General features: G+C 63.5%; 11 protein-coding genes and 2 pseudogenes. 11 read left to right on the top strand and 2 right to left on the bottom strand.

Annotated features, from left to right (window positions below; translation table 11 throughout):
• Positions 1–77: 77 nt before the first annotated feature.
• The 3 genes and pseudogenes from CBB63_RS05640 to CBB63_RS05630 all read left to right on the top strand — a co-directional run.
• A pseudogene (locus CBB63_RS05640) lies at positions 78–143 on the top strand (beta-hydroxydecanoyl-ACP dehydratase); the annotation flags it as partial.
• A 177-nt stretch (positions 144–320) separates the two neighbouring features.
• Positions 321–1,550, top strand: coding sequence for a beta-ketoacyl-ACP synthase I (gene fabB / locus CBB63_RS05635; RefSeq protein WP_286698459.1), 1,230 nt, complete (start codon positions 321–323; stop codon positions 1,548–1,550).
• A 9-nt stretch (positions 1,551–1,559) separates the two neighbouring features.
• The gene (locus CBB63_RS05630; protein ID WP_286698458.1) at positions 1,560–2,351 is read left to right on the top strand and encodes an enoyl-ACP reductase FabI; all 792 of its coding nucleotides are present in this window, start codon (positions 1,560–1,562) and stop codon (positions 2,349–2,351) included.
• 142 nt (positions 2,352–2,493) lie between these two features.
• Here CBB63_RS05630 and CBB63_RS05625 read toward each other — a convergent pair whose 3' ends face one another.
• Complete coding sequence (locus CBB63_RS05625; protein WP_286698457.1) at positions 2,494–3,606, bottom strand: THUMP domain-containing class I SAM-dependent RNA methyltransferase; 1,113 nt, start codon at positions 3,604–3,606, stop codon at positions 2,494–2,496.
• 96 nt (positions 3,607–3,702) lie between these two features.
• Positions 3,703–4,131, bottom strand: a complete 429-nt coding sequence (locus CBB63_RS05620) for an FKBP-type peptidyl-prolyl cis-trans isomerase (protein ID WP_005849439.1) — start codon at positions 4,129–4,131, stop codon at positions 3,703–3,705.
• Positions 4,132–4,315: 184 nt separating this feature from the next.
• Between CBB63_RS05620 and CBB63_RS05615 the strand changes: the two genes are divergently transcribed.
• The 8 genes and pseudogenes from CBB63_RS05615 (at position 4,316) to CBB63_RS05580 (ending at position 11,162) form a co-directional block, all read left to right on the top strand.
• The gene (locus CBB63_RS05615) at positions 4,316–5,002 is read left to right on the top strand and encodes a haloacid dehalogenase type II (RefSeq protein ID WP_009825134.1); all 687 of its coding nucleotides are present in this window, start codon (positions 4,316–4,318) and stop codon (positions 5,000–5,002) included.
• Positions 5,002–5,826: an alpha/beta fold hydrolase gene (locus tag CBB63_RS05610; RefSeq protein WP_114865379.1), complete on the top strand. Its 825-nt coding sequence runs from the start codon at positions 5,002–5,004 to the stop codon at positions 5,824–5,826. Before CBB63_RS05615 ends, CBB63_RS05610 begins: the two co-directional genes overlap by 1 nt.
• Positions 5,823–6,794: a threonine ammonia-lyase gene (locus tag CBB63_RS05605; RefSeq protein WP_286698456.1), complete on the top strand. Its 972-nt coding sequence runs from the start codon at positions 5,823–5,825 to the stop codon at positions 6,792–6,794. The genes CBB63_RS05610 and CBB63_RS05605 overlap by 4 nt, the downstream gene beginning before the upstream one ends.
• Before the next feature lie 21 nt (positions 6,795–6,815).
• Complete coding sequence (pcaD, locus tag CBB63_RS05600) at positions 6,816–7,604, top strand: 3-oxoadipate enol-lactonase (RefSeq protein WP_286698455.1); 789 nt, start codon at positions 6,816–6,818, stop codon at positions 7,602–7,604.
• On the top strand, positions 7,597–8,307 hold the full coding sequence (locus CBB63_RS05595; RefSeq protein WP_286698454.1) for an alpha/beta fold hydrolase: 711 nt from the start codon (positions 7,597–7,599) through the stop codon (positions 8,305–8,307). The genes pcaD and CBB63_RS05595 overlap by 8 nt, the downstream gene beginning before the upstream one ends.
• A 3-nt stretch (positions 8,308–8,310) precedes the next feature.
• Positions 8,311–9,636, top strand: coding sequence for a lyase family protein (locus tag CBB63_RS05590; RefSeq protein ID WP_286698453.1), 1,326 nt, complete (start codon positions 8,311–8,313; stop codon positions 9,634–9,636).
• 25 nt (positions 9,637–9,661) lie between these two features.
• A pseudogene (locus CBB63_RS05585) lies at positions 9,662–9,910 on the top strand (MFS transporter); the annotation flags it as partial.
• A 160-nt stretch (positions 9,911–10,070) separates the two neighbouring features.
• Positions 10,071–11,162 (top strand): zinc-binding dehydrogenase, encoded by a 1,092-nt coding sequence (locus CBB63_RS05580; RefSeq protein ID WP_286698452.1) that lies wholly within the window; start codon positions 10,071–10,073, stop codon positions 11,160–11,162.
• Positions 11,163–11,186: the final 24 nt, after the last annotated feature.

Below are 11,186 nucleotides of genomic sequence, written 5' to 3'. Positions count from 1 at the left end.
ACCTCGCGCGCGCCGACGGGCGCCCACGCGTCGTCGGCGCCGTCCGGCCGCGGCTCGTCGAAGAAGAGGAAGAGCGTCTCGAAGCCGACGGCGAGGTGATCTATCAGGTCAAGGACATGAAGGTCGCGCTGAGCGAGAGCTAAGCCCACCCGTCAGATCATCGCTCGGATCACCTTGCTGATCATCCAGACAGACTGATGACTTGATTTGTCGCCCCATAGGCGGCAAACGGGAAACGAACGTGCGGCCCCGCGACAAGCGTGCGGGCCGCGCAGCATCAAGAGGGCACCCGCCCCACACAGATCAAGGGAGTGCAGCCCATGCGCCGCGTCGTCGTCACAGGATTGGGAATTGTCTCGTCCATCGGAAACAATGCAGAAGAAGTTCTGGCATCGCTGAAAGACGGGACCAGCGGCATCGTCGCCAGCCCCGAAATGGCAGAGCACGGCTTTCGCAGCCGCGTTGCAGGGACGCTCAAGATTGATGTGGCCGACCACATCGACAAACGCGCGCTGCGTTTCATGGGCGGCGGTGCGGCTTATGCCTATATCGCCATGCAGCAGGCCATCGCGGATGCGGGCCTGAGCGAAGACCAGATTAGCAACCCGCGCACCGGCCTTGTGGCGGGCTCTGGCGGGCCGTCGACATCGGCGCTGTTCACCGCGCATAACGTGGTGCGTGACACCGGCGCGACCAAGCGGATCGGGCCGTTTGCCGTGCCGAAATGCATGTCGTCCACCGTCAGCGCGAACCTGTCGACCGCCTTCAAGATCAAGGGCATCAACTATTCCATCACCTCGGCCTGCTCTACCTCGCTGCATTGCATCGGCAACGCGGCGGAACAGATCATGCTGGGCAAACAGGACGTGATGTTCGCGGGCGGCGGCGAAGAGCTTGACTGGACGCTGTCGTGCCTCTTCGACGCCATGGGCGCGATGAGCAGCAAATATAACGACGCCCCCGAAACCGCGAGCCGCGCCTTTGACGCCAACCGCGACGGGTTCGTCATCTCGGGCGGCGGCGGCATGCTGGTGCTCGAAGAGCTTGAGCACGCCAAGGCGCGCGGTGCCACGATCTATGCCGAAGTCACCGGCTATGCGGCCACATCTGACGGTCACGACATGGTAGCGCCCTCTGGCGAAGGCGGCGAACGCGCTATGCGTCTGGCGCTGGAAACCCTGCCCGAGGGCCGCAAGGTCGGCTACATCAACGCGCATGGCACATCCACACCCGTCGGCGACGTGGGCGAGATCGAAGCGGTCCGCCGCGTTTTTGGCCAGGGCAGCACGCCGCCCGTCAGCTCGACCAAGTCGATGACCGGCCACGCCCAAGGCGCTGCCGGCGCGCTCGAGGCGATCTTCTGCCTGCTGATGCTCAAGAATGACTTTATCGCCAAATCCATCAACGTCGTTGATCTGGACCCGAAACTGGACCCGTCCGAAATCGCGCTGGAGCGTGTGGACAATGCCGGTCTGGATTCGGTGATGACCAACTCCTTCGGGTTCGGCGGCACCAACGGATCGATGATCCTTTCCAAATTCCAAGAGTAAGGGCAGCAGATGTCAGACATGCTTAAAGGAAAACGCGGCCTGATCATGGGTGTCGCGAACGAACGCTCCATCGCTTGGGGCATTGCCAAGGCGATGGCCGAAGCCGGTGCGGAACTGGCCTTCACCTATCAGGGCGAGGCCTTTGGGAAGCGTCTTGAACCGCTGGCCGAAAGCGTCGGGTCGGACTTCATGGTCGATGTCGATGTCACCGACGACGCCTCGCTTGATGCCGCGTTCGAGCAGTTGGGCGCGCGTTGGCCCACGATCGATTTCGTCGTCCACGCCATCGCCTTTTCCGACAAGTCCGAGCTGACAGGCCGATTCCTGAACACCAGCCGCGCGAACTTCAAGAACTCGATGGATATCTCGGCCTATTCCTTCATCGAGATCGCCCGCCGTGCGCACCCGCTGATGATCGAGAATGGCGGCACCCTGCTGACGCTGACCTATATGGGATCAAACCGCGTGACGCCCAACTACAACGTCATGGGCGTGGCAAAGGCCGCACTGGAAAGCGCCACGCGCTATCTGGCGAATGATCTGGGCCCCGAAGGCATCCGCGTCAACGCGATCAGCCCCGGCCCGATGAAAACGCTTGCCGGTGCCGCGATTGGCGGGGCGCGCAAGACCTATAAACACACCGACACAAACGCCCCCATGCGCGCCAATGCGACACTGGAAGCGGTTGGCGGCACGGCGGTCTATCTGGCCTCGGATGCCGGTGCTTGCACAACGGGCGAGATCATCCGCGTGGATGGCGGGTTCCATGTGCTGGGGATGCCGCAGGCGGAGAACCTTTGACAGGACTGGCGGACCGGGGCGCTGCCACAAATTCTACTTCCGGGGCGCTGCCACAAAGTTCTATTTACGGGGTTCTGCCCCGGACCCCGGGATTTCAGACCATTTGGAAATGGCGCGGCGCGTCTGGAAAGGGCCGTCGCGTTTAGCGTAGGGGCGGGGTTTGGTAGAGCCAGACCTTCATGCCGCCGTGGGCGATAGCGGGGCCTTGGGGTTTCCACGGCAGGCCGGTAGCTTTGGCCAAGGGCGGCTCGGACGTGACAAGGCCGACGCGCCAGCCTTTAAAGCGGGTCAGCAGCGTTTGGCCGAGCGTACCATACAGCGGATAAAGCAGTTTCTTGTTGCCGATGCGCCCGCCGTAGGGCGGGTTCACCATGACAAGGCCCGGGGGGCCATCGGGCGGGGTCAGCTCGCCCGCGGCATGGTTTTCGAAGGTCACGGCATCGGCCACCCCTGCCCGTTCGGCATTCATACGGCTCATCCGGACGGCACCCGCGTCACGGTCAGAACCATAGAAACGCAGCGGCGTGGATGTGGTGGGGGTGTCGCGCATGGCGGCCCATTGGGCAGCGTCAAAGCTCGCGAGGTCTTCGAAAGCGAAATGGCGCGAGCGGCCGGGGTTGAGGCCCATGGCGATCTCGGCCGCCTCGATTACGAAGGTCCCTGAGCCGCACATCGGATCGACCACCGTCTCGGTGCCCGTGTACCCCGCCTGACGCAGCATCAGATAGGCCAGATTTTCGCGCATCGGCGCTTTGCCCACGGCTTCCTTGTGGCCGCGTTTGTGCAGCGCATCGCCCGAGGTATCGAGGCTGATGGTCACCACATTGTCGTCGATCCGGACCTTGAGCACGAGAGCCGCCTCGGGCGAGATCGTAACCCCGAGGCTTTCGCGCAAGGCGGTTTCAATCCGCTGGGTCGCGGCACCGGCGTGATAGATTTTAGAGGCTTTCGTGGTCACCTGCACCCGCAGCGGCACATCGGCCCGCAGCACATCGCCCCAGGGGAACTTGCGCGCGCGTTTGTCCAGCTGCGCCAGATGGAATGCCATGAAGGACCCGATCCGCGCCAGCACGCGCGAGGCACCGCGCAGTTGCAGGTTCGCGCGCCAGACCTCGGGCCAGCCGCCCTGCACCGTGATCCCGCCGGGCGAGGCCACAGGATTGGCAAAGCCTTTCTCTGTCACCTCGGCGAGAAGCATATCTTCCAGACCGGGGGTGGCCACGATAAAAATGTCGAAGGTGTTTTGACTGTCCATAACCGCTGCTTACTGCGCGGCGCGCGAGGTTTCGAGCGGTTTCTTGGAGCAAGACAGTCCGGCGCGATCAAAAGCGCCGGACAGTATGGGCCTGGTTCAGGCGATTTTTACCAGTTCGATGTCGAACTGCAGGTCTTTGCCCGCCAGTGGGTGGTTGGCGTCAAGGGTCACAGTGGCGTCGTCAACCTCGACAACCATCACCGGCATCGCCTGCCCGTCCGGGGTTTGCATCTGCAACTGCGTGCCGATTTCCAGCGGGATATCCGCAGGGATGCCTTCGCGTGGCACGGCCTGACGCATCTCGGGGTTCACATCGCCGTAGGCCTCTGCGCTGCCGATCTTGACGACTTTCTTGTCGCCGACTTCCATGCCGGGCATCGCGCTGTCGAGGCCGGGGATGATCTGGCCGGACCCGACCGTGAACTCCAAAGGCTCGCGCCCTTCCGAGCTGTCGAAGGTGCTGCCGTCAAGCAGGGTACCAGTGTAGTGAATAGCAACAGTATCGCCGGATTTAACCTGCGTCATAGAAAGCTCCGATCCATAAAGGGAAAATACAGGAGGCCGCGTATCTGCGCGGGTGCTCCGGGTTCGGCGCGCAGTGTTTCAAGCCTGCGTCCCGTCGTAAACCCCCATGAGGCCAGTTTTTCGGCCTTTTCTGTCGTGACGGGTCGTGACAGTCTCGCGGCAGGATATTTCAGGGGGGAAAATCATGGCGATAACAACATGCGTGTTCGATGCATATGGCACCTTGTTCGATGTGGCCGCAGCCGCACGACAAGCCGCGTCAGAGCCGGATTTTGCAGCGATAAAAGACAGCTGGCCGCAGGTCGCCGAACATTGGCGGCAAAAGCAGCTTGGCTATTCCTGGCTGCGCGCTGTCACCGGTGCACACGATGATTTCTGGCAGGTCACTCAAGACGGGTTGGACTGGGCTTTGGCCAAGACCGGAAACGATAACGACCCTGCCCTGCGCGAACGCCTGCTGGCACTTTACTGGGAGCTTCAGGCCTTCCCCGAAGTACCCAAGATGCTGAAAACGCTGAAGGAAGCTGGGTTGAATACCGCGATCTTGTCGAACGGATCACCAGCCATGCTGGACGGTGCGGTTTCCTCCGCCAATCTGGGTGACACGCTGGATGCGGTGCTGTCGGTGGAAAGCGTCGGCGTCTTCAAACCACATGCCAAAGTCTATGAACTGGTCGGACAGCGCTTTGACTGCGCGACCTCCGAGGTGTTGTTTGTCTCGTCCAACGGATGGGATGCGGCGGCGGCCACAGGCTTTGGCTTTACCACCGCTTGGGTCAACCGCGCGGGAGAGCCGATGGACCGGCTGCCGTGGCAACCGGCCCATGTGCTGCAGGACCTCAACGGCATCCCAGAACTGGCAGGCGTATAATGGCTCATTTCACCACATCCGACGGGCTATCGCTCTATTTCACTGACGAAGGGGCGGGTCTGCCGATTCTCTGTCTTGCAGGATTGACCCGGACCACAGCGGATTTCGACTATGTCACCCCCCATTTGAAGGGCGTGCGGCTGATCAAGATGGACTATCGCGGGCGCGGGCAATCTGACTTCGACCCTGACTGGTCACACTATTCCCCCCCTATTGAATGTCGTGATGCGCTGGAACTGCTGGATCATCTTGGCATCGATAAGGCCGCCGTGCTTGGTACCTCGCGCGGGGGGCTGAATGCATTAGGGCTGGCCAAGGGAGCCAAGGATCGGTTGCTGGGCGTCGCCTTTAACGACGTTGGCCCGCATATTGACCCGCAGGGGCTGGATTTCATCATGGGCTATATCGGCCGCAACCCTGCTGCCAAGACCCATGCCGAGGCCGCCGCCGCTATGCCGCGTGTGTTTCCCGAATTTGACGGCGTGCCCGACAGCCGGTGGATGGAAGAAGCGCAAAAGCATTACACCCAGACCGAAAGCGGCTTGCAGATCACGTATGACAAGCACCTGCGCGATGCGGTGGCCAAGGCGTTCTCCGCCCCCTCCCCCGACCTGTGGCCGTTCTTTGACGCGCTTGACGGGCTGCCGATTGCCTGCATCCGTGGCATGGCGTCCAATCTGCTGAGCGAGGAAACTCTGCAAGAGATGGAACGCCGCCGCCCCGATATGGTGGTCGCGCGGGTGCCGGGACGTGGGCATATTCCGTTTCTGGACGAACCAGAGGCGGTTGCGGCCTTGAACGAATGGATCGGGAAGATGCAATGAATATCGACATGATCCGCGCGGCAGCGCGGCGGCTGGAGGGGCACGTGCGGCGCACGCCTTTGCTGAACTCTCCGTTTCTGGATGACATCGCGGGGCGGCGCGTTTGGGTAAAGCCAGAGTGTCTGCAACATACCGGCAGCTTCAAGTTTCGCGGCGGCTGGTCGGCGGTGTCAGCACTGGAGCCCTCCGTGCGCGCCAAGGGGGTTATCGCCTTTTCCAGTGGCAATCATGCCCAAGGGGTCGCCTATGCGGCCAAGCTGCACGGGGTGCCTGCAGTCATCATCATGCCCGCCGATGCGCCGCGGCTGAAGATCGCCAACACCCGCGCACTTGGGGCCGAAGTCGTACTTTATGACCGCATGACCGAGGACCGCGACGCCATCGGCGCGGCTATGGCGGAGGAACGTGGGCTCACGTTGATCAAGCCTTTTGACGACCCGCTGGTGATCGCCGGTCAGGGGACAACGGGGCTCGAAATCGCGCAGCAGGCCGCCGAAGCGGGGATCGCCCGCGCCGATGTGATCGTCTGCTGTGGTGGCGGGGGGCTGACCTCTGGCATCGCGCTGGCGCTTGAAGCCGAGGCACCGGGGCTGCGCGCGCGCACCGCCGAGCCCGAAGGCTTTGACGATGCTGCACGGTCGCTCGCCGCAGGAGAGATCACGCGCAACGCCGCCCTTGGCGGGTCGATCTGCGACGCCATCGTCACACCGCAACCGGGCGATCTGACATTCCCCATCCTCAAGCGGCTGTGCGGCCCCGGGCTTGTGGTCAGCGACGCAGAGGCACTGCAGGCGATTGGCCATGCGTTCAACCGTCTCAAACTTGTGGCCGAACCCGGCGGGGCTGTGGCCCTTGCCGCCGCGCTGTTCCGGCAAGACGAGATCGACGGCGACGATGTGATCGTCACCATCTCGGGCGGGAATGTAGACAGTGATATTTTCTCGCGGGCGCTTGCCACGCTTGACTGACGCCCCACAGGAGGTTCTGACATGAAGATTTTCGATACTGGCGACGTGCGTCTGCATTACCGTGTGGATGGTCCCGAGGATGGCGCGCCTGTGGTCTTTGCCAATTCACTGGGGACTGATTTGCGCCTGTGGGATCCGATCCTGCCGCTGCTGCCCAAGGGCCTGCGCATCATCCGTTTTGACAAACGCGGGCATGGGCTGTCGTCCTGCCCGCCTGCGCCCTATGCGATGGGGGCGCTGATTGGCGATACGGAAAAGCTGCTGGATCATCTGGGGGTAAAGGACTGCGTCTTTGTCGGGCTGTCCATCGGCGGGATGATCGCCCAAGGGCTCGCCACCAAACGGCTGGACCTGATCCGCGCCATGGTGCTGTCCAATACCGCTGCCAAGATCGGTACCAAGGATATGTGGGCAGACCGCGTGCGCGCCGTGCAAGAAAGCGGGATCGAACCGATGGCAGATACCATCATGGAACGCTGGTTCGCCGCCCCCTTCCGTGCCACGCCCGAGCTTGAGCTTTGGCGCAATATGGTCGTACGCCAACCGGCCGAAGGCTATGCCGGTTGCTCTGCCGCGATTTCGGGAACCGATTTCTACACGCCCACGGCGGCGCTGCGCCTGCCAGTGCTGGGGATTGCGGGCTCCGAAGACGGGTCAACGCCCCCTGATCTGGTGCGCGAGACCATCGAGCTAATCCCGGGATCCAAGTTCAAGATCATCCGCAAGGCCGGCCATCTGCCCTGCGTCGAACACCCGCAGGAATATGCGACGCTGCTGACCGAGTTTTTGCAAAGCGTTGGCCATGTCTGACATCCTTTTGGTCCACGGCTCGTGCCACGGCGCGTGGTGCTGGCGTGATCTGATCCCTGCGTTGCAAGAATTGGGCCACAGCCCCCGTGCGATTGACCTGCCCAGCCACGGCGACGACACGACGCCGGTCAACGCGGTCACGCTCGACAGCTATGCCGATGCGGTGCTTGCGGCCTCTACCCCCGATACGGTGGTGGTGGGTCATTCGATGGGCGGTTTTGCCATCGGGGCGGCGGCACAGAAAGATCCAAGCGCCATAGCGCGGCTGATCTATCTATGTGCCTACGTCCCTGCGGCAGGGCTATCGCTGGCCGAGATGCGCAAACAGGCCCCGTCGCAACCGCTGATGCCCGCTGTGTGCCTCGCCCCCAACGGCAAAAGCTTTACCCTTGATCCCGCGATGACAGAGGCGCTGTTCTATCACGACTGCCCGCCGGATGTCGCAGGTTTTGCCGCACCGCGCCTCTGCGCGCAGGCCGTGGCCCCGACGATCAAGCCTCTGCCAAATACTGCCCGTGCGGACGCCATGCCGCGCAGCTATATCCGCTGTATGGACGACCGCACCATCCCGCCCGCCTATCAGGTCACGATGACGAAAGACTGGCCAAGCGCGGATGTTCATGAGATGGCCTGCGGGCATTCACCCTTCTTTACCGATCCCGCCGGTCTGGCGCGGATCATTGACGACATTATCCCGAGGTAACCCATGGCCGCCAGCGTCTTTGACAGCCCCCTGTTCGCACAGATCTTCAACACCGGTGACGCGGGCCGCCTGTTTTCGGACAGCGCTGCGATCCGCGCGATGCTGCTGGTCGAAGGGGCGCTGGCCAAGGTGCAGGGCAGCCTTGGTGTCATCCCCGAGATGAGCGCCGCCGCGATCCACCGCGCCTCTCTCGAGATACAGGTCGACCCCGGGGCGATCGCCGCCTCTACCGGAGAAAACGGCGTGTCCGTGCCGGGTCTTCTGGCCCAATTCCGCGCCGAGATGCAGGCACCGGAATTTGCCCAGCACGTCCATTGGGGCGCGACCAGTCAGGACATCATCGACACGGCGCTGACGCTGCGCCTGCGTCAGGCGCTCAAGCTGGCGGAAACCGATCTGCGCGAGATCATCGCGGCCCTTGCGGCAGGGGCCGAACAGCACCAATCCCTGCCGATGCCTGCCCGCACCTATGGCCAGCACGCCACCCCCACCAGCTGGGGCGCGGTGCTGGCGGAATGGGGCATGCCGCTGTGCGATGCGGTCGACCAGCTTGAGGCGCTGCGAGAAGGGGCGCTGTTCGTGTCCCTGTCGGGGGCGGCGGGGACGGGCTCTGCTCTTGGTCCCAAGGCTGCCGAGACCCGCGCGCAGCTGGCCCAAGCGCTTGGGCTGCAAGACCCCGGGCGCAGCTGGCATGTGGACCGTGGCCCCGTGCTGCGCATCGCCGATTGGCAGGGCCGCGTGATGGCAGCGCTGGCGCATATCGCACACAGCACGCTGGCGCTAACCATGACCGAAACCGCCGAGCTTGCCCTTGGGGCGGCAGGCGCGTCGTCGACCATGCCGCAAAAACAGAACCCCGTGGGGCCCTCGGCGATTGTCGCCCTCGGGCACCAGTTCACCGGCCAGCGCGCCACGCTACAGGCCGCCGCGGCGCATCAGCATCAGCGTGATGGCGGCGCGTGGTTCGCGGAATGGATGGCCGTGCCTCAGCTGGCACTGAGCCTTGCCGCCGCGCTGATCCACACGAAAAGCCTTGTCGCGGGGCTGACGCCGCACCCTGTGAAAATGCACAGCGCGCTGACGGATGGGCTGGGCCTGATCCACGCCGAAGCGCTGAGCTTTGCCCTGGCCGAGACGATGCCCCGCCCCGCGGCCCAAAAGGTCACCAAACAGCTTTGTCAGGACGCGCTGGCCAAACAGGTGCCGCTGGCCGATCTGGTCCACGCGGATTACCCCGACGTGGCCGAGACCCTCTTTGACCCGTCAACCCAGTTGGGACAGGCCCCCGCAGATGCAGCCGCTTTTGTGGCCCGTGCGCGTGCGCTGTAACCGCGCAACCGGCGCGCGATAGCCCATGCGTCCGGCGGTCATATTTATCATCCTGACCGTCATGATCGATGCCATGGGCATTGGTCTGATCATCCCTGTGATGCCGGACCTGATCGCGCAGGTCCAATCCGCCGATCTGTCACGCGCCGCGCTGTGGGGCGGTGTGTTGGCGACGACATTCGCGGTGATGCAATTCCTGTTCAGCCCGCTGGTGGGCAGCCTGTCCGACCGCTTCGGGCGCAGGCCGGTGCTGCTGACCTCGCTGACCGTAATGGTCTGGTGGTCGCCTTGGTGCTCTTCCGGCGCGTGTGTATAAATCCCGCGCATGTGGACTGACATAACGTAAGCCTGACGCAGCGCGGCGCATATAGGCTTGCGGGAGGGGGCAGAGCTTGCCACCCTCCCCAAAACTCACGCGCCCGGAAGGACCCGTTATGCCGTTGATCAAAGCCGCCGTTTGCCATGAATTTGGGGCTCCCCTGAAAATCGAAGATGTAGCACTCCGCGCCCCCGAGGGGGCCGAGGTCGAGGTGACGCTGGATGCCGTAGCGATCTGCCATTCGGACATTTCCTTTGCCAGTGGGGGCTGGGGCGGATCGCTGCCCGCGGTCTATGGTCACGAGGCCGCGGGACGGGTGTCCGCTGTGGGCGACAGCGTAAGCGGTGTCTCGGTCGGGGATAGCGTCGTAGTCACGCTGATCCGCGCCTGCGGCAGCTGCCCCAACTGCGCCAGCGGTCGACCTGTGATCTGCGAAACCCCCTATGACGGCGACACCGGCCCGCTGAAAACCAAGGACGGCGGCAAGCTGCATCAGGCCATGGCATCGGGTGCCTTTGCCGAAAAAGTCGTTGTGGATCAGGCGCAGGTCGTCAGGATCAGCGCCGATATTCCCAAGGATGCCGCCAGCCTGATCGCCTGCGGGGTGATTACCGGCGTCGGTGCGGTGGTCAATGCTGCGCAATTGCGGGCTGGTCAGGACGTTGTGGTCATCGGCGCCGGTGGCGTCGGGCTGAACGCCATTCAGGGCGCGCGCATCGCCGGGGCCCGCCGCATCGTCGCCGTGGATATGAGCGCCGAGAAGCTGGAGATCGCCAAGGAGTTCGGGGCGACGGATGGTATCCTTGCCACCGAAGACAAACCGTGGGGGCAGTTGGAACAGGCGATTGGCCGCAAGGGCGTGGATGCGGTGATCGTGACCGTTGGGGCGATCCCTGCCTATAACGACGCGCCGAAATACCTTGCCGCGGGGGGGCGTGTGGTCATGGTCGGCATGCCTCATATCGGCGACGGCGCGACCTATGATCCCGGCACATTCGCCGCAATGGGTCAGGGCACGGTCGGCTCCAAAATGGGCGACGTGGTGATCCAGCGCGATATTCCGTGGATGGTCGATCTATATGCCCAAGGACGGCTGAAACTGGACGAGCTGATCTCGGGGCGGTGGTCGTTGGAGCAGATCAACGACGCGATCGAGGATACCAAGACCGGTGCCGCGCGGCGCAATGTCATCCTGTTTGACCACTAGCGCCACGGGGGCCAGCCCCCGTAC

Origin of the sequence: Sulfitobacter sp. TMED3 (genome assembly GCF_002167505.1) — a bacterium.
Lineage (GTDB): Bacteria > Pseudomonadota > Alphaproteobacteria > Rhodobacterales > Rhodobacteraceae > Sulfitobacter > Sulfitobacter pontiacus.
This window is presented reverse-complemented; position numbering and strand designations above follow the sequence as displayed.